This is a genomic window from Ruminococcus sp. 1001136sp1 (assembly GCF_039841815.1).
GTDB lineage: Bacteria > Bacillota > Clostridia > Lachnospirales > Lachnospiraceae > Blautia_A > Blautia_A faecis.
Map to the genome: position 1 here is coordinate 114,358 of NZ_JBDPGY010000010.1, position 19,875 is coordinate 134,232.

Here is a 19,875-nt window from a genome sequence, read left to right on the forward strand (position 1 = left end):
AATTACGAATTCTCCTCTCTGATCTTCTCGGTCAGTTCCCTTCCCCCCTGGTCATACCACTCTTCCACAAAGGTATCAAAGTAATCCATGGACTGCTCTCCCATGATCATCTGAATAAAGGCATTTTTCTCCAGAGAAGCAAGCATGTTGGGAATCTCTCCATCCGAATCAACCAGATATGGTCTGCGCACCGAACTATAATGGCCGTCAACCAGCACGCCCACTGCTGAAATTCTGGACTTGTACGCAGCCCAGTCCTCTACAGTTACATTTTTCCCGCTCAAATACTTCATACAGGCATCATAGTAAGACTTCTCCAGTGCGCTTAAATTACTTGCCTTCTGCTTGCCGGACATTACTCTCCTGATATCCTTCGTAACATTATAAATTGCCTCATTATAATCCACATTAATAACCAGCGGTCTGGCTGTAGGGTCCACATTCAAAGCAAAATAGCTGTTGATCTCATCCGCATTTTCCTCATCTTCAAACCGGCTGTAATCAAACAGAACACTGATAATTTTCATTACAATTTCCGGATGTTCGTAACCCTTTCTCACAACCACATATTTGTTGTCCCGAAAAGAAGCATAAACGTTATCTTTTTCCTGGTATTCAGCAGTAAGGTAATAAGGCTCCCAGTCTGCTTCCGGATCATTCTCAGCCACATCCATAAGCGGATTATTCGGTGCCCACCAAAGTCCAAAAAACGCACCGCATTTACCTTCCACTACCAGATCACGGAGATTATTCTGAGCACGCAGGGCAAAGTTCTGATCCAGTATTCCTCTTTCATATAGCTCACGCAAATAAGCAACGGCAGATCTGGTCTCCTCTGTCAAAGAACCATAGACAATTTCCCCGTCTTTGTCCTTGATCCATCTTCTTGGATAAGAATAAAATTTCTCAAAAACAGGTTCCACCGAATAATTCTGACTGGTAGTAGACACAAAATTGGTATCACACACAAGTCCCACAGGATCTTCCCCTTCCTCTGCTCCCATCCTGTTTTCCTGAAAAACCTGGATAATATCCATAGCCTCTTCCAGAGTCTCTGGCTCTGCAAGACCCAGCTGATCCATCCAGTCCTTTCTCATCCACAAAAGACAGGGACCGTGGTCGATTACTGCTTCCGGAAGCGCCATCAGCTTGCCATCAAAGGTTCCTGCACCGAGAAGCTGGGGACCATAGCTGTTATACATGGCCTTGATTCTCGGGGAGGTACAGTTTGCATAAACCTCAGTCAGATCCTCCACCATGTCATTTTCCACAAGAACATTTAAAGTCTCCCTGTCTGAAACCACCAGTACATCCGGCAAAGTGTGATCATTTACCAGCACATTCACATACTCGTCGTAGCGATCCTCCCGCTCCATATAGGCATTTTCATTCTGCACGTTCAGAATCTCTTTCAGATATCTGGTATAAGCGCTGTCTTCGTAGGTATTTCCTGCTGGAAGATTGGAATTATTGGCACCGCTCATCTGTCCTAAAGTATAAGTCACAAGCTCCGGGTACTTTCCATACGGAGTTGTGGAAGCTTTTTTCCACAATCCGCTATCTGTAGAATTATCTGTCTGGGATTCTTCTGTTTCTGTACTTTTCTCTGCATCCGTTCTGTTTTCTGCTGTCTTTTCCGTCTCGTTGTCTACAGTGCCTGGGTCAGCTGCATCAATTCCGGAATCACTGCATGATTCCTCAGAAAGCTCATAATCTGCTTCTTCGTATTCCACACCCGTTGTCTCTTTTCCCATATTTCCAGCTGCGCTATCACAGCCTGTCAATGAACCAGACGAAATCAACATGGAAAAAGTCAGTCCCAATACCAGAATTCTATTTTTTTTCTTCACTTTTTCCACCTTTCTTTCCTGTTGTGTCCTCTGTGTCTTCTTCCGGTTCCTGCAAAAACTTTTTCGTAGAAAACTCTCCGGCTGCCACAGCCTCCTCATCCGCTTTTTCTCTTGGAATTCTCATTTCTACCCTGGTGCCTTGATCAATCTGGCTAAACACCTTGATTCCGTACTCCATCCCATAAAGAAGCTGCATTCTGTCATTGACATTTTTAAGACCATATCCGGAAGCCTTGTAAGTTACCAGCTTATCTGCCTCTTCCTGTTCCATTCCTGGTCCATTATCCTCCACAGCAAGAAGCACATCCTCACCGTCCTTTACAAAAAACAGTTTCAGAATCTTCTCTCCTTCTTCTTTCATGTCCAGCCCATGCTCCAATGCATTCTCCACAACAGGCTGCAGCAGCAATTTAGGCACAATATCTCCTTTCACCTCCGGGTCAATGTCCCAGATCACCTGAAAATCATTGTCATGCATCACCAGCTGGATATCCAGATACGCCTTAATATTCTGAATACAGTTATCCACAGTTACCATATCCTGCCCCTTACTCAAAGCAGTCCGGTAGAACATAGATAAGGACAAAGTAACCTTACTGATTTCCCTCTGATTGCTTCGAATAGCCATCCAGTTGATAACAGACAGGGAGTTATACAAAAAATGAGGGTTGATCTGGGCAGTCAGTGCCTTCAGTTCAAACTCTTTCAACGCAATCTTATTCTCATAAACCTCATGGATCAGACGATTGATCTCGTCCATCATGCTTCGGAAGCTGCGCACCAGAAGGCCAATTTCATCTCCAGCATTGCTGTCCACCGTAACCTCACGGCTCCCCTGGTTTACCCGGTTCATGTTATCGGTAAGCTCCTCGATCTTTCTGGTAAAAAGTCTGGAAAAAGAAAGTCCCAACACCAGAATTATGGCTACACAGGCCGCAATCAGGGGAATCTCGCTGACCAGGATTCCTGACACAGAGCTGTCCACTGCTGATTGCAGCTTATACAGATAAAAAATCCATCCGCAAGCCGCGTTCTTCCGGTTTACAAAAGCATAATCTCCCTGCCCGGACTCCAGAAACTCCCTGGAGACAGCCTCTCCCGAATCCTTTTCTTCCTTTTCACCCAGCATTTCCTTCTGAAACAGAACATTTCCCCCTTTATCCAGGATCATGCCCCCGGATTCTGCAGAAATAATCTTTTCAAAGGGCTGAAAAATCTTATTATAATCCAGTGTAACGCAAAGAACTGCTGTCTGCTCTCTGCCAGTATAAATCCGCCTTACAGCTGCAATCTCCGGTATCTGGCTGTCCACCACCCACTGCACAGACACATCCTCTTCCAGTTTGTCATACCACCACTCCTTATCCACCTCTGACAAAGGCACAAGTGTATACTCATGGCGCACTTTAATGCTTTCTGCAAACAACTGGATCTGTATAATGGCATCATGATAAGACTTTGGTACAGACAAAAGAGGATCTGCTACTTCTGTATATTTTATATACGCTTGATAATTATCCATATTTTTCTCAGTGATCAGATCCTCAATATCCGGGGAATAAGTGAGATAATTCAGAAGACTGGAAAAAACTTCTATTTGGCTGTCGATTCCCTCTCCGGTCTGTTCCAGAATGGAAGACATATCCTCCATTTCTTTTTCCCGGAGCAGACTGCTCATGCGGTCATGACTATACAATACAAGCAGGATCATGGGAACCAGGCTGGCTGTCACAAGAAGAATAGTCAGCTTATGACGATATTTCATATTCTCAAATTTATTCTTTATGACTGCCGGTATTTTCATCCTCTTCACCGGTTCCTTTCCGATAGGACTCCGGGCTGCTTCCATAATATTCCCTGAAACTTCTGCAGAAATAAGAAACATTGGGGATTCCTACCTGTTCACTGACCTGTGCCACCTTCATATTAGAATTACACAAAAGCTCCTTCGCCTTTTCCATCCGAACCACACGTATAAAGCGGTTCAGGTTCATACCAGTCTCTTTTTTAAAAATAAAGCTGAGATAGCCAGAAGACAAATACACCTTCTCCGCCAATGTCTCAAGACTTAAATCCTCCGCATAGTGCTGGTAAATATAATTCTTCACAGAAGCAACTTCATCTCTGGAATCACTCATGGAACGCTCCAGAAACTCCTCGTACTCCTTAATATTCTCCTGGGTGATTGCAAGGATCTGCTTCAGATTGGTACAACTGTACAGCCGCTCTACCTCATGATCCAGCTTCCGCTCCTCAGAGAATTGATTTTCCTGAAAAAGCTCCTGGATCACATTGGAAAAAACAAATTTCACATACATGGCAGAGAAACGGGTATCATTCTCATATTTCTTCACCAGACACTCAAAATGCTTCTTCAGCTGCTCCACATCTTTGCGGGAAATGTCTTCGGAAATCTTCTCCATCAGACGGGAATCCTGTGTCTCCGCATTCACCGGCTGGCTGTCAGAGGCCTCATTATTAAACACATGCACATCTGGATGATAAAATTTCTCCTCCATGGTCTGCTCCAACTGGGACATAATTTCAGGCAGCGCCTCATGCCCTTCAAACCGGCTGCTCACTGCAAGGTGAAAACTTGCAGAGTAATTCTGCTTCAAAATGTCATATAAATGCTTGGCAACCAGCTGATAATCGCAGTACACATCAGAAAAAAACAGCACAGACTGTCTGGTATTCAGATTCAGGTAAAAGAAATTCCGGTGCAATCCCTGCATCAGTTCCTCATCAATATTATCTGGAACATTATCAAAAAATGCCTTATCTGATTCGATAAGAATCGCACAGTGCCACTGCTCCCAGTTAGATTCATCTAAAATCTCCCCAGCTTTTTTCAACACTTCTTCATTTCCGGAATACAGGTAAGTCTGAAGAAAATACTGAAGAAGAAAATTCTTCCCTTTCTCTTCCTTCTGCTTCTTGGACCGGATACTTTGGAGCTCTGTTTTTACTTTCCCGATGGTTGTGTGGAAGGTATCCGGATCAACTGGCTTCAGCACATAATCCTTCACTCCGTAACGCATAGCTTCCTGGGCAAAAGCAAAATCACTGTATCCACTAAAAATTACGATTGGGAGATTGGGATACTCTTCTCTGACCTTGCCTGCCAGCTCCAGACCGTCCATATGAGGCATTTTTATGTCTGTTAAAAGAAAATCAATCTCTTCACTTCGCAATACATTCAGTGCCTGCCTGCCATTGGCAGCCTCATGGATCTCGTATTCTCCCTCTTCCTGTGCCAGAAGGAATTTAATTCCCTCCCGCTCAATTTTCTCATCGTCTGTTATCAAAACTCTGTACATATTGGTACTCCGATCTTTTATTATATTTAACACCGGGACAACTCTTCCAACTGTCATTTATGTCCGCCTGTCAGAAAAGCCAGAAATTTCATATCGCCTGTTGCTTCTGCCTCTTTTTTTCTGTCTGGCGCACATGAAATCTTATATAAAGATAAAGATAGCCCCTCGCATCTCTGCAAAGAACTATCTTTATTTTAACATTCTGGTATCATATTGAAAAGGGAATAATCTCCAAATTTCTCAGGTAAAAACCGTTCTTTTACCCAAAGAAATCAACCCTTAACTGCACCTGCAACAACTCCCTCGATAATATATTTCTGGCAAACCAGATATACAACAATAATCGGGATAATGTCGATCATAATACTTGCCATCATCGGTCCCATCTGCACATGACCATAGCTTCCACGGAAATACTGGATTGCCATTGGAATTGTTTTATACTTCTTAATATCCAGAACCAGTGTTGGAAGAAGGTAATCGTTCCATACCCACATCAGCTCCAGAATTGCAGTAGAGATAATGGTTGGTTTCAAAATCGGAATCAAGATCTTAAAGAAAACCTGCAGAGGACTGCATCCATCAATCATGGCAGCTTCCTCAATTTCCAGCGGGCTTCCTTTTACAAAACCGGTAAACATAAATACTGCAAGTCCGGCACCAAATCCAAGGTAAACAATGCAAATGGTGTATGGATTATTCAGTTTCAAAGTATCTGCTGTTTTTGCCAGGGTAAACATAACCATCTGGAAAGGAACAACCATACTGAATACGCAAAGGTAATACAGAACCTTGGAAAGCAAGCCGTTTACACGTACAATGTACCATGCGCACATGGAACAGCAAAGCAGAATCAAAACAACAGACATAACTGAGATCACAAGGCTGTACCAGAAGGATTTCAGGAAATCCATCTGTGTGACGCTGGCTATAAAGTTCTGGATTCCGTTCCAGGTCTCAGATGTAGGAAACTGGAAAACACCAGATGTAGTAATTGCGGACTCCACTTTTAAGGAGTTAAACAGGATCATAACAATCGGGTAGATCCAGATAATTGAAATTATAGAAAGAATTATAGTTGGGATAATACTTTTTTTCTTATCTGCCATTATGCCTGCACCTCCTTAGATGATGTTGCACGAAGCTGGATCAATGCGATCGCAACAACCAGTACAAAGAATACAACTGCTTTTGCCTGACCGATACCCTTCCATGCAGGACCACTTCGTCCGTAGAATGTATCGTAAATGTTCAGTGCCAGTAACTGTGACTGTTTTCCAGGATCTCCGCCTGTAAGGGAAAGGTTCTGGTCGAACATCTTGAATCCGTTTGTAAGAGTAAGGAATGTACAAATTGTAACAGATGGCATGATCATCGGAATCTTGATTTTAAACAGGATCTGTGTTGCGGTTGCGCCATCAATCTGTGCGGCCTCAATCAGATCCGGAGATACGTTATTAAGACCAGCCACATAAATGATCATCATATATCCAATCTGCTGCCATAACAACAGAATGATCATTCCAATAAAACCATTTGTTGCAGACAACTTCAGAAGAGGCTGTCCCCACATGGAAAGCAGACCGTTTAACAGTGTCTGCCAGATATAACCAAGTACAATACCACCGATCAGGTTCGGCATGAAGAATACAGTACGGAACACGTTTGTTCCTTTGAATCCTTTTGTCAAAGCCAGTGCAATGGAAAATGCCAGCACATTGATCAGAATACTGGAAACAAATGCGAATACAACGGTCAGCCAGAATGCATGACTGAAGTCACCGCCGATAAAAATTTTCTGGTAGTTGGAAAGTCCAACCCAGACTACATCTTTTACAGTTGAAAATTTACAAAATGAAAGATAAATACCCCAGATAAACGGCCATAAGAAACCGATAATAAATGCAGCCAATGTTGGCAGAACAAATACCGGCCACCATTTTTTCAGAGATTTTCCTACCATTTTTCACTCCTCCTTTTCCTGTTATGACACCTTTGCGGAAGGTTATCCGCCACCCCAAAACATTACATCATTTTCCCATTAAAATGGGGAGGCTGTATTTCGCCTCCCCACCCTGTTCACCATTCTATATTATGTCCTGAATTTCTTCCGGACATATTATATGCTGTTGGAAAGAAATTTATTACCTGTTACGATTATTCGGAAAGAGCTTTCTCAGTTGCCCAATTGTCAACGAATGCGGAAACTACATCATCCCAGGAACCGCTTCCTGCTGCATATAATGTAAGTGCTGTACCAAGACCGTTCTTCCACTCTTCAGATGGCATTGTTGTGAAGTTCCATGATACAGGTGTAAGACCAGCTGCTGTATACTCTGCATCCTGTTTTACAAATACGTTTGTGGATTCCTGTGCTGTTTTGAAAGGAATTGTGAAGCCCATATCTTCTGACATAGCCTTTGTTCCATCCTCAGAAGTTACACACCAGTTCATGAAATCAAGTGTTGCCTGGATATCTTCCTCGGAAGCTTCTTTGTTTACACACCAGAAGTTCTCTGTACCGGTTGCAAGGCCTTCATTCTCATCATCAACACCGAAGTAAATCGGGATCATAGCCAACTCGTCATCACTGTATGTCTTGGACAGTTCGCCATATTCCCAGGAACCATTCTGATAGAATACTGCATCTCCGTTGATGAACTCGTTACGAGAGTCATCTGCTGTCTTAGCAGAAAGCTCTGCTCCATCGCAAGTAGAATCTGTAATATAAAGATCAAATACGTTCTTATAGTTATCAAGGTATGTTCCCTTGATTGCATCTGTATCATCGATGCCATCTGCCTGATACTCATAGTAGATTGGAAGGTTTGCAAGGTGTGTTTTGAATCTCCAGTCAGAGGATCCGTCCATACCAGCGCTTGTGAAAGCACCTTTCACTCCAAGCTCATCTTTTCTTGCCTGGATGTCATCAGCAACCTTCTTCAGATCATCAAAACTCTTGATGTCATCTACTGTGTAGCCTGCTTTTTCCAGTAAGGTTTTGTTTACGATCAGTCCATAGGACTCGATTACGTATGCAATACCATCAACTGCATCACCGTCTTTTACAGTGTAAGCATCAGATGTAAGCTGTGAGTAGATATCAGATCCGGACAGATCATAGCAATAATCCTTCCAGTTCTTAAGTCCTACTGGTCCATTTACCTGGAAAAGTGTAGGAGCATCGCTCTTAGCCATCTCAGACTGAAGTGTGGTCTCATACTGTCCGGAAGCTGCTGTAACAACTGTTACCGGAACGCCTGTCTCTTCTGTATATTTTGCTGCCAGGTTCTGCCATGCTTCATCCTGCTCTGGTTTGAAGTTTAAGTAGTAAACCTTTCCAGCTGCATCATCAGCCATAACCGGTAATGCCGGTACCATAGAAGCTGCCATAACTGCGCTAAGTCCCATTGCTGCGATTTTTCTCATCTTCATAATTTTACTCTCCTTTTCTTTGAAAACCGTTTCTTAAGATGTTTATATAATACTGATTTTTCTGTTAAAAAACCATGATAAAAAATCAAGAAACATGTTCATTTTTTTAGAGAGTGATATTTGAATATGGATATTTTGTCGCAACTTGTACAAAACATTACAATTTTTATCAGATCCAGACTTTGAATAATAATTCGGGTCACAAGCCAGAACCTATTGGAAAAAGCAGTCTGTGAAACATCTCATATATGCAAAAGAGGACTGCTTGCGCAGTCCCCTTTCTCTTTCCGCATGTGCGGAGAAAAATCATATTCAAGCTTTTCCAACGGATCCGAAGATTTCCATTTTCTCTTTAACAGTAGCCTTGATTGCATCGAAGCCAGGTGCAAGAAGCTTACGTGGGTCATATCCTTTACCCTGCTGATCTTTGCCTTCCTCGATGTATTTACGTGTAGCATCTGCAAAAGAAAGCTGGCACTCTGTGTTAACATTGATCTTGGAAACTCCAAGGTCGATAGCTTTCTTGATCATGTCTGTAGGAATACCTGTACCACCGTGAAGTACTAACGGCATATCACCTGTAAGCTGCTGGATTGCATCCAGAGTCTCAAAGCTTAAGCCCTTCCAGTTAGCTGGATATTTACCATGAATGTTACCAATACCAGCTGCCAGGAAATCGATACCAAGATCAGCGATCATCTTGCATTCCTTAGGATCTGCGCACTCGCCCATACCGATAACGCCATCTTCCTCACCACCGATGGAGCCAACCTCTGCCTCTAAGGACATTCCATGCTCTCTTGTGATCTTAACCAGTTCTTTAGTCTTAGCAACGTTCTCTTCGATCGGGTAATGAGAACCGTCGAACATGATGGATGAGAATCCAGCCTCAACACATTTCAGGCATCCTTCATATGAACCGTGATCCAGGTGAAGTGCAACCGGAACAGTGATCTTCTGCTCTTCCATCATACCTTTAACCATTCCAACAACGGTCTTATAACCAGCCATGTACTTACCAGCGCCTTCGGAAACGCCCAGAATAACCGGGGAGTTCAGTTCCTGTGCTGTAAGCAGGATAGCCTTTGTCCACTCAAGGTTGTTGATATTGAACTGACCTACTGCATAATGTCCAGCTTTTGCTTTTTTCAGCATTTCTGTTGCATTAACTAACTCATACATGATAAAATTCCTCCTATCTTTGGAAACACCTTAACTATTTCCATTGTCTGTAGTTTAGCAGATTTTTCCCCATTCGTCTACCTCTTTGCAAAAAAAATGAGTTATTGATTCTTTTTTCATTCACCTGGAGCGTATTTGAAAAAAGCTTTCTGCAAGATGTGCGTCACAATTTGTGGAAGATTTTGTCCGGATGAAGGCGCCGTAGCGGGCTACGGCAACTGAATTCAGGCAAAATATACTGCAAAGTGGGGCGGGCAGATTGCGGGAATGATTTTTCAAACACGCTCTGGCGCGCAAAACATCAAAAAAACTGAAAAAATATCTTGCAAAAACTTTCTTCTTTGTATATAATAAATTCATTCACGGATGGATTCCCGAGTGGCCAAAGGGGACAGACTGTAAATCTGCTGGCGATGCCTTCGAAGGTTCGAATCCTTCTCCATCCACTATATTCTAAACTCCCAGATATTTTTACCTGGGAGTTTTTTATCCCTCTTCTCTGTATCAGCAGCGCAGCGCCCTGATACCAAACGTTCTTTTTTCGCCTTGAATACTCAGCCGCGAGGAGGGGCCTATGGACTGGCGGCCATTGCGAGGATTCCAGGGATTTTCCATATACGCGCAGGAGGTGGAGCACTGTCTGAGGCCACCATGTGGCCGAGTTTGCTCCACCTCCTGCAAATAAGCGTATATGGAAAATCCCGGAACCGCAGCTCTGGCCGTCAGCCCATAGGTCCCTCCTCGCGGCGTCCCTTAATCTTCCACAAATATAGTCGGATTCTCACACTTATGATACAACACCATCGCCCCAAACGCTGGCATCGGCACCCTGATCACACCTGCCTTGGCTGTATATTCATATTCCTCCGTAGTATATCCATCACGGTAAGACAGCATGATCCGCTTCAACACAGAATCCTTCAGTCTGCTGATTCCCGTCTTCCAGACCTCAATCTCAACCTCCCGATCCTCATTCCGGTTATTCAGAATCACGATCATTCTTTCATCATGGGAAAATCTTCCGAAGCAAAGTCCCTGATAATCATTCCATAGGAACACAAGGGAACCATTACTTAAGAAATCATATTCCTTATGGATCTTAATCATATCTCTGTGGAACGCAATCATCATCTGATCCTCATGTCCCCATGGATAAGTTCTTCTGTTATCCGGATCTGTAAAGCCACAGACACCTGCCTCATCACCATAATAAACAGTTGGTGCTCCCGGCCAGGTCATCTGCACCACAACACCTTCACGCATCACTGCAGGATTGATGTTCTGGGAAGCAGCTTCCGCACCGGCATAGGAAATCCTTCCCACACGGCGGTTTGTTCTGGTGAGAAATCTGGAATGATCATGATTGGACAGCTCATTCATGGACGTATAAAGTGCAGACATATGAAGTGCCCTCATATGAGTCTTCATAGCCCCAATAAAGGCATCACTGTTTCCATAAAGGTCATCCCTGCACTCATCACTGTGCTTCTCCATGCCCGTCAGGAACCAGGTCAGAGGTTCCATAAAGGCATCGTAGTTCATAACCGTATCCCACTCATCCCCTTGCAGCCAGCTCTCCGGATTTCCGTAATGCTCTGCCAGAATGATCGCATTGGGATTTGCCTCCTTTACAGCTTTCCGGAAATCCTTCCAGAACTGATGGTTAAATTCGTTGCTGTGCCCAAGATCTGCCGCCACATCCAATCTCCATCCATCTACATTATAAGGCGCAGAAACCCACTTCTTACCAATCTCCAGAATCTTATCATACAGATCCCTGGAGGCTTCATAATTCAGCTTCGGCAAAGTATCATGAGTCCACCATCCATCATAGGTAGGATTGTACGGCCAGCGGTTCTCGTCATAGAAATTAAAGTAATACCTATATGGACTGTCTGCAGAAATATACGCTCCCTTTGGATATCCCTCCTGGTTCTCATAGATCCGCTCTCTGTCCATCCATTTGTTAAAAGATCCACAATGGTTAAACACACCATCCAGGATTACTTTCATGCCTCTCTTATGGATTTCCTCCACAAGCTTTGCAAACAGTTCATTACTTGCCTCCAGATTCCGCTTATCGGTCACACGCTTAATAAATTTCCGGGCATGGGCATTCTCGCGGTCCCCCTCATTCAGAAGGCCATCATCCATATCCTCCACGATCTTGCCGTAATGGGGATCCACATACTCATAATCCTGAATATCGTACTTGTGATTACTTGGAGAAACAAAAATCGGGTTCAGATAAATAACATCCACTCCCAGATCCTGCAGATAATCCAGTTTATCCATAATTCCCTGCAGGTCACCGCCATAAAACTCCCGCACCCCCATTACTGCCGGAACTTTTCCCCAGTCTCTTACCCTGGAAGCCATATCGCCAATATAAAAATATTCACGATCCTCCACATCATTCGTCGGATCCCCATTGCAGAAGCGATCCACAAAAATCTGGTACATAACAGCACCCTTCGCCCACTGGGGTGTATCATAATCCGGATAAATCTCAAACTCCAGACGCTCCTCCGGGTTCATGGAAACACCCTGATAATTATAATAACAGGTCACCCATCCGTATGTGATCTCAAAATGGTAGCGGACAATCTCCTCTCCCATAATAATAGAAGTCTCATAATAATCAAATCCATTGGATTTGGCCACACGCTCCATCTGTTGACGCTTGCCATCGTATACTAAATAAACCATATCTACGTTGTTCCGCTTGGTGCGGAAGCGGATACGGACCTTGTCTCCTGCTTTGGGATTTGACGGACAACGGTAATAATCAGAACCATCGCTGAACAATGCCTCTGTATTCAAAACCGGTCTCATATTCAATATATATTGCATTTTTTTCATTACATCTGCATTATTACGATCCATAACATCCCTCTTTCAAAAAAATTACATCCTATATTTTAACTGAAAACATTTCTTCCCACAACTGTTAAAATTCGGCTTATTCTCCAAATTTCCGCCCAGCTTACCGACGTTTTCACCAAAGAACTCCCACCACATTTCAAACACGATCTAAAATACCTTATTCATTTAACGTAAAAAAGACAGCCGGTAAAAGCTGTCTTTTTTGGAGAAGGTATTTCTTCTTATGGGGTGTAGCAAAAACTATATAATGTATTGGGGGGTTTTTACGATGTATATAGTACCATGTGTCCACCAAAAAGTGTGCACAAACTTCACAAAAATCACTATTGTTTTTTGTGCATGTTATATACTTTCATTTGATTCACCCGATTTTTCCATTGTAAAAAGTGCTTCAAATTCATCCCGATGAACTTTTTCCTTCTCGAGAAGGAGCTTGGCACAGCCATGAAGAACCTCCATATGCTCAGAAATAATCTTCTTCGCATTGTCATGACACTCCTCAATGATACTGTGAATCTCACTGTCAATTGCCTTGGCAACATCCTCGCTGTAACCACGGGTGTGCGCCAGATCCCGTCCAATAAATACCTCATCGTCATCATCTCCATAGGAGATCAGTCCAATCTTATCGGACATACCATACTTGGTCACCATAGCTCTTGCTTCGCTGGTAGCCCGCTTGATATCGTTGGATGCACCAGTTGTAATATCGCCGAAAATCAGCTCCTCTGCCACACGTCCTCCAAGAAGTGTGGTAATATCCTGGAGCATTTTACCCTTAGTATTAAATATTTCGTCATTCTCTGGAAGAGGCATGGTATAGCCGGCTGCTCCCATTCCGGTAGGGATAATGGAAATGGTGTAAACAGGCTCCATATCCGGCAGCACATGGAACAAGATTGCATGGCCTGCCTCATGATAAGCGGTGATCCTTTTCTCCTTCTCGGAGATCACCTTGCTCTTTTTCTCTGCACCGATGCCAACCTTGATAAAGGCATTCTTAATATCTTTCTGGCGAATAAATACATGACCTTTTCTGGCTGCAGCAATAGCCGCCTCATTCATCAGGTTCTCAAGATCTGCACCTGTAAATCCAGCTGTAGTCTGAGCGATCTGTTTCAGGTCTACATCCTCGCCAAGAGGTTTATCCTTGGCATGAACATGGAGGATTTCTTCCCTTCCTTTAATATCCGGACGACCTACGCCAACCTTGCGGTCAAAACGTCCCGGACGAAGAATTGCAGGATCCAGAATATCCACACGGTTGGTAGCGGCCATTACGATAATGCCTTCATTTACCCCGAATCCATCCATCTCTACAAGAAGCTGGTTCAGAGTCTGTTCCCTTTCATCATGACCGCCTCCCATGCCGGTTCCACGCTGTCTTGCAACAGCATCGATCTCATCAATAAAGATGATACAAGGTGCGTGACGCTTGCCCTCTTCGAAAAGATCTCTTACACGGGAAGCACCTACACCAACAAACATTTCCACAAAATCAGAACCGGAAATGGAGAAAAACGGAACGCCCGCTTCCCCGGCAACAGCCTTGGCCAGAAGCGTCTTACCAGTTCCTGGAGGTCCTACAAGGATAACTCCTTTCGGGATTCTGGCCCCCACCTTGGTATACTTCTGGGGATCCTTCAGGAAATCTACAACCTCCTTCAGCTCCTCCTTCTCTTCCTCCAGGCCCGCTACGTTCTGGAAAGTCACTTTCTTATCATCCGGCATGGACATTCTTGCCCTGCTTTTGCCGAAATTCATCATCTTGGCATTGGTTCCACCACCCCCACCTGACATCTGACGGTTCATCATCAGCATGAGGAAGATGATAAGACCACAGGTAAGAAGTACCGGGAAAACAGAGTTCATAAATACACTCTGCTTCGGCACATCTTCAACAGCAGGATCAAGCCCGCTCTCTCGAAGAAGCTGCTCTGCCTCATTTACATCTGCCACATAAATACGCTTCTGTCCCTCGCCGCTTATATTCACGATCACAGAACCTGTTGGAACCTCACTGTTCTGATGGATCGTGGCACTGGTCACCTTTCCGTCTGTCACTGCCTGCTCCAGCTGTCCATAAGTATAATCACTCTGGACAGCTGCCTGATTGTTCAGATACAGGTAACCTGCGATCAAAGCTACGATCAGGACAAGATACAAGCCAATTCTGCCTGACTGCTTATTCACTTGTATAATTCTCCTTTCATTCGAACTCTACCACTCCGATGTATGGCAGATTTCTGTATTTCTGGGCATAGTCAAGACCATAGCCCACAACAAACTCATCTGGAATATTGAAGCAGCAATAATCCACATCAACCCCTTTTACCACTCTGCGGTCCGGTTTGTCCAACAAGGTGCAAAGTCTCACGCTGTTTGGATTACGTCTCTTCAGAACGTCCAGCAGATAGCTTAAGGTTCTTCCGGAATCAATAATATCCTCCACAACAAGAACTTCTTTATCTTCAAGAGGCTGATCCAGATCCTTGACGATCTTTACAACTCCGCTTGATTTGGTGTCATCTCCATAACTGGAAACAGACATGAAATCAAGAGTTACCGGCACTGTGATTCTCTTGGCAAGCTCACACATGAAAAATACTCCGCCCTTAAGAACGCAGATCATGTGGATTTCTTTTCCCTTGTACTCTTCGCTGATCTGGGCTGCTACTTCGCAGATACGCTTCTCCACAGTCTCCTCATCCAGTAAAACTCTGATTTTTTCACTCATGATTATCTTTTCCTCCTTGGTATTGTATTTCCAATATTCTCCTGGTTCTGGGAGCTATTTTATAATTCTCATTTATTCTGCCTCCCACCACCCACAAAACCTCAGAGCCGGTACATAGAAGCAAGATGCTGTCTCTTTCCTCTGATGGGATCTTCTCATCTATAAAATAACGGTTCAGCTTCTTGCTGCTCCCTTTGTCATCTACAATGAGAAAATCTCCCGGCTGTCTGGTCCGGATGGACAGTTCCTGTTTTATTTTATCATAATCCAGCCATTTCGTATACTTTTTTTCTTCAATCTTCTGGCCTTCATTAGAAAATATTTTCAGATAAAAAACATTATCTGTAAAAAGTACCTGTTCACAAGCAGTTTCCAGCTCCTTTTTACTCAACTGGACACTTTTTTGCAGTGCATTCCTCTCCTGATTTTTTTCAGCTTTCACTGGATCGTACTCTTTTGGACTCAGATTTCTATCTGACATTCCCAGTAATTGTCTTTCTCCCAGTAAAATTCCTCCATAAGTTCGAAGCGCCGCCAGATCATAAGGCAGATTGATCCGTCGTCCCACCTGAAGCTTCAGAAGGCTCTCCACACTTTTTACATGAGCAGCTGTAAAATCCTTACGTTTCCCAGCCAGCTCTTCAAAAACCTGAAGCACTCCGTAAGAAGCTATGGCAGGCTCATCCCGCCAGAATGCTTCTGACAGGAAAATTCCCCGTTCCCTGTTTTCCCCATACTTTTTCACAAGGCGTTCTCCCTGACGGGACAAATACTCCTCTGCCTGACTAACAAGACTGGCCGTCTCCGCCATATGGCGGACAGCAGAAGCATTCACCTGTTCTTCCAGAATAGGCAATATCTGATGTCTGATCTTATTTCTTGTATAATCATCTGTAAGATTGGTACTGTCTGTTACATAGGGAATCTGTTCTTTTATTAAATAATTGACAATTTCCTGTTTATTTAAACACAAAATGGGCCGAATAATTTCATCCCGCACCGGCAAAATAGAAGCCAGACCTTTCAGCCCCGTTCCTCTGCAAAGATTGTGGAGCAAAGTTTCCGCCACATCATTTTCATTGTGGGCCAGAGCAATACGGATCCGTAATTTTCCTTCTCTGGCGGCAGAGACTCTTCCCCCACCCTGGAGGTCAGCCGTTTCTGATTTTCCAAAATAATCAGCTTCTGCCCTGGAAAACGCATCCTGTCTGACTTTTCTTCCTGTCTCTTCCAGTCCCATTTTCCATTTCTTTGCAAGCTCCGGTACCGGGTAATGATAGGATAAAAAAGGAATCGTCCATTTTTCGCAGGTCTCTCTTACTACTCTTTCATCCCGGTCAGCTTCCTCGCCGCGGATTCCATGATGCACATGTACCGCACACAGCGAAAAAGTTGCTTCAGCCTGATATCTTTTTAACATTTCCAGCATAGCCATGGAGTCTCCTCCTCCGGAAACTCCGGCAAGGACCACATCCCCATCCACTACCATGCCATGTTCTTTCATATATGCTTTCACTTTCTGATACATACTAGCTCTGCCTCTGATACGTTACTGATTCTTTCGTGAACCGTAACAATATTACTTCTTTCAAACATATTCATATGCTCATATGATTCCATATCTGTTTTTTACTCAAAAATAATCATTCTATTTCTTCCACATTCCAGCTACAAGAACCGTCATATCATCCCTGGCGCAGTAATCGCTGTATCCCAGCACCCGCTCCAGAATCCCCCGGCTCATCTCCTTGGGAGTCTCTTCATGGATATCCATAATGATTTCTTTCATGGTCTCCTCCTCCCGCATGGCAGGCAGCGCATCCAAGACGCCATCTGTCATCATGATCAGATAATCCCCGTGATACAGCTTCCTTGAAGATGTTTCAAAATCCACCTGCTGTATCAGCCCTGCCGCCAGACTCTCTGAAGAAATGGCCTCCACCCAGTGATCCCTTTTGATAAAAGTGGCGGAAGCCCCCGCTTTCAGGAAGTTACAGATTCCCGTATATAAATCCACTGCGCAGATGTCCACTGTTGAAAAAATCCCTTCCTGTCCCTTCATCACAAGAGCAGAGTTCACCATTTTCGCCGCCGTCTCCTGGGTAAAACCGGATTCCAGAAATTGTTCCAGAAGTTCTACCACTTCCTCGCTTTCCCGGCATGCCTCCACCCCGGAGCCCATTCCATCAGAAAGACACATTACAAAACGGCCTGCCTCTTCCTGTCTGCAAATATAATTGTCTCCGGAAACCTTCTCCATTTCCTTGGTCAGCTTTGCCACTCCGTAAAGTACCTGATAACTTACATCCTCCACAAAATGAACCGTATGGTATTCTCCATTTACAATTCTTCTTCCTCCTGCTGCCGCCATGGGAGTTCCGAATTCCTGAGACAAAAGCTGTGCCACCTCATTAACAGAAATGCACTGCCCGCTTCTGGCACGCATGGTAAGAAAAATCTCACGTCTTCCTTCCACCTTATCCATCACCCAGACCTGCTTCACCACAATATGACGCTTCCTGAGAATCTTCTGCAATTCCGTCATAAGCTGAGGATCCGCAATGGAAATGTCGTACAGGTCTTCTGCCACCATATCCATGATTCTGGACATCTCCTGGAGTTGCTGTGCCACGGCAAGGCGGCTTTCGATCATCCGGTTGTCCCATATCAGCTTCTGCCGCTCCCTCATATAAGAGTTACCAAGTGTCTCATAATACTGGGAAAAACGACTGCATACACTCATCCAGTCGCTTTTTGTCTCCTGTATTTTCTCCTGATTTCCCTCCTCCATGGAACGAATCATCCGCTCGCTTCCTCTGTACATTTCCTGCGACTGGGTGCCCCAGCAGATTTCCCGCTGATAACAGTGGCTGCATATCTCATCACAGGTCTCCCTTATGATTCCATCCACCTGGCCGTTGCTTAAATAGTCTTTTCGGTAGGGTAATCCATAAAAGCTGTCTGCAAGCTTCCGAAAAGAAGCCGCATACCGCTCCACCTTCTCCTTCTGGGGATTTTTCTCTTCGGCCGGCTGCTCTGCCTTAAGGAAACTTCTTCCCCTGAAAAAAACTTTTGCCATGTCCCGCAGCACCAGCAGCACACTGATCACGAGCATGGCAATTATCCATTCCTGCATATTCTCCCCTCCCCTTTACAGCCTTACAGTGCCAGAGCCTGTTTGAAAAAGCATTCCCGCAAGCTGCACGCCCCACTGTTCATGTAGTCTTTAACTGCTGCCCTTGTTTTTGCAAAGGAATGCTGCATTCACATCATCTTCGGCAGCACCTTATGCCTATTATAGGGGACAGGTATGAAAATATATGTCAAACAAAGACGACCATATTGAAAAATATATCGTCAGAAACTTCCAAACTTCGTTTTTCCCAGAACCTTACTTCTCCTCCTGAAAAATAATCTCATTCTCCTTCACAAGACCCAGCTTCTCTCTGGCGGCCTGCTCTGCGTACTCATCCGTGAGCATATACTGCTTCAGATCTTCAATCTCCTGAGTGCGCGCCTGCTCTTCCTCAATCTGCTGGCTTAATGCCTCTGCCCTGGTCTCATAGCCGGCAAGAGATTCCTTAAGGTCCCGGCTCTGTGCCATAAGCGTCAGAATCAGAATCAGAACGATCAGAGAAATACCGAACATCCCGAGATGATTATACCCTATTGTCTTTTTTCTTCGTTTTTTCCCTGATTTTCCCAAACTTCCTGCCTCTTCTCATCTGCAAACGATTTCTGGTACTATTTTTGTACTGATTTGCAGATTGCTTAACTAAAATTTTACAACGTTTACAAAAAAATAGCAACCAATTTATATATTTTTTTGAAGTTTTTTTTACGAATCTGACAGGAACCTCCAGGATTATATAACAAATTTTTTCAAATAAAGGTTTTATTGTCAGATATGTAAGAAATGCCCCTGATATAATTCCCAAAAACAGAAAACTACGCAGGATTCCCTGGTTGATCCGGTAAATTCCTGCAAATACCAGAAGTCCTGCGCACACCCAATAAAGAAGGTCCAAAATCCCTCCTGCTGCCGGACTGCAGAAAATGAGCCTTCTTATTTCCTGAAGCAGGCTGTAGCAAAGGATCAGCACCGCACCCCCTGCAAAAGCCCGGACGAAAAGCCAGATCTCATTGTAGATATATATGCTCATAGCTTAACGGAACAGCCTTGTAAATAATGGTTCTTCTTTTCGTGGGGAATCTTTAGACAAATAGACAAGAGAATCCACATGTCCGGCAAGAGCAGCTTCTCCTTTTTCCAGGTTTAGTCCTTTTACATGAAGCCCGCTGCCGCGAATCTGCAGCTTCCCGTCAGCAGTCTGAAGAAGGATTTCCTTTTCATCAAAAGAAATCACATCCTTCACACCTGTGACAGATGCTTCTTTCCTGTTATCCAGTATCAGCTTATGGGAAATGTTCACAACCTTTTCTTCCAAATCCCTCTCTCCCAAAT

14 protein-coding genes, 1 tRNA gene and 2 pseudogenes are annotated in these 19,875 nt (G+C 44.1%); 2 read left to right on the forward strand and 15 right to left on the reverse strand.

The annotated features are described in order from the left end of the window. Positions 1-2: 2 nt before the first annotated feature. The 8 genes and pseudogenes from ABHC48_RS10820 to ABHC48_RS10855 form a co-directional block, all read right to left on the reverse strand. Positions 3-1,850, reverse strand: coding sequence for a sugar ABC transporter substrate-binding protein (locus ABHC48_RS10820; protein ID WP_195699495.1), 1,848 nt, complete (start codon positions 1,848-1,850; stop codon positions 3-5). Beyond that, on the reverse strand, positions 1,834-3,735 hold the full coding sequence (locus tag ABHC48_RS10825; RefSeq protein WP_226837566.1) for a sensor histidine kinase: 1,902 nt from the start codon (positions 3,733-3,735) through the stop codon (positions 1,834-1,836). The genes ABHC48_RS10820 and ABHC48_RS10825 overlap by 17 nt, the downstream gene beginning before the upstream one ends. Next, entirely contained in the window at positions 3,626-5,227 is a 1,602-nt protein-coding gene (locus ABHC48_RS10830; RefSeq protein WP_243284503.1) for a response regulator, read from the reverse strand. Before ABHC48_RS10830 ends, ABHC48_RS10825 begins: the two co-directional genes overlap by 110 nt. Before the next feature lie 215 nt (positions 5,228-5,442). Next, a complete protein-coding gene (locus tag ABHC48_RS10835) occupies positions 5,443-6,279 on the reverse strand; it encodes a carbohydrate ABC transporter permease (protein WP_118581591.1) in 837 nt (278 codons plus the stop codon). After that, complete coding sequence (locus ABHC48_RS10840; RefSeq protein WP_118581588.1) at positions 6,279-7,133, reverse strand: sugar ABC transporter permease; 855 nt, start codon at positions 7,131-7,133, stop codon at positions 6,279-6,281. Before ABHC48_RS10840 ends, ABHC48_RS10835 begins: the two co-directional genes overlap by 1 nt. A 194-nt stretch (positions 7,134-7,327) precedes the next feature. Then, the gene (locus ABHC48_RS10845; RefSeq protein WP_118581585.1) at positions 7,328-8,605 is read right to left on the reverse strand and encodes an ABC transporter substrate-binding protein; all 1,278 of its coding nucleotides are present in this window, start codon (positions 8,603-8,605) and stop codon (positions 7,328-7,330) included. A 312-nt stretch (positions 8,606-8,917) separates the two neighbouring features. After that, entirely contained in the window at positions 8,918-9,787 is an 870-nt protein-coding gene (gene fba / locus ABHC48_RS10850) for a class II fructose-1,6-bisphosphate aldolase (RefSeq protein WP_148463679.1), read from the reverse strand. 120 nt (positions 9,788-9,907) lie between these two features. Next, positions 9,908-10,006, reverse strand: a pseudogene (locus ABHC48_RS10855) (DUF6783 domain-containing protein); the annotation flags it as partial. On the opposite strand from ABHC48_RS10855, the pseudogene ABHC48_RS10860 reads away from it, so the two are divergent. Both ABHC48_RS10860 and ABHC48_RS10865 read left to right on the forward strand, forming a co-directional pair. Next, positions 9,983-10,138: pseudogene (locus tag ABHC48_RS10860) on the forward strand (DUF6783 domain-containing protein); the annotation flags it as partial. The pseudogenes ABHC48_RS10855 and ABHC48_RS10860 sit on opposite strands and share 24 nt — an antisense overlap. A gap of 13 nt (positions 10,139-10,151) precedes the next feature. Further along, positions 10,152-10,233: transfer RNA gene (locus ABHC48_RS10865), tRNA-Tyr, on the forward strand. A 307-nt stretch (positions 10,234-10,540) separates the two neighbouring features. On the opposite strand, the gene ABHC48_RS10870 is transcribed toward ABHC48_RS10865, so the two are convergent. The 7 genes from ABHC48_RS10870 to yabP form a co-directional block, all read right to left on the reverse strand. After that, on the reverse strand, positions 10,541-12,673 hold the full coding sequence (locus ABHC48_RS10870; RefSeq protein WP_173770837.1) for a glycoside hydrolase family 13 protein: 2,133 nt from the start codon (positions 12,671-12,673) through the stop codon (positions 10,541-10,543). Between the two features lie 342 nt (positions 12,674-13,015). After that, positions 13,016-14,866 (reverse strand): ATP-dependent zinc metalloprotease FtsH, encoded by a 1,851-nt coding sequence (gene ftsH / locus ABHC48_RS10875; protein WP_173715657.1) that lies wholly within the window; start codon positions 14,864-14,866, stop codon positions 13,016-13,018. Between the two features lie 16 nt (positions 14,867-14,882). Then, on the reverse strand, positions 14,883-15,410 hold the full coding sequence (gene hpt / locus ABHC48_RS10880; RefSeq protein ID WP_118581570.1) for a hypoxanthine phosphoribosyltransferase: 528 nt from the start codon (positions 15,408-15,410) through the stop codon (positions 14,883-14,885). Then, complete coding sequence (gene tilS, locus ABHC48_RS10885; RefSeq protein ID WP_173715658.1) at positions 15,403-16,938, reverse strand: tRNA lysidine(34) synthetase TilS; 1,536 nt, start codon at positions 16,936-16,938, stop codon at positions 15,403-15,405. The genes hpt and tilS overlap by 8 nt, the downstream gene beginning before the upstream one ends. Before the next feature lie 120 nt (positions 16,939-17,058). Continuing rightward, positions 17,059-18,546: a SpoIIE family protein phosphatase gene (locus ABHC48_RS10890; protein WP_118581564.1), complete on the reverse strand. Its 1,488-nt coding sequence runs from the start codon at positions 18,544-18,546 to the stop codon at positions 17,059-17,061. Positions 18,547-18,801: 255 nt separating this feature from the next. After that, entirely contained in the window at positions 18,802-19,116 is a 315-nt protein-coding gene (locus ABHC48_RS10895; RefSeq protein WP_226815895.1) for a septum formation initiator family protein, read from the reverse strand. A gap of 460 nt (positions 19,117-19,576) precedes the next feature. Continuing rightward, positions 19,577-19,858 (reverse strand): sporulation protein YabP, encoded by a 282-nt coding sequence (gene yabP / locus ABHC48_RS10900; protein ID WP_118581555.1) that lies wholly within the window; start codon positions 19,856-19,858, stop codon positions 19,577-19,579. Positions 19,859-19,875: the final 17 nt, after the last annotated feature.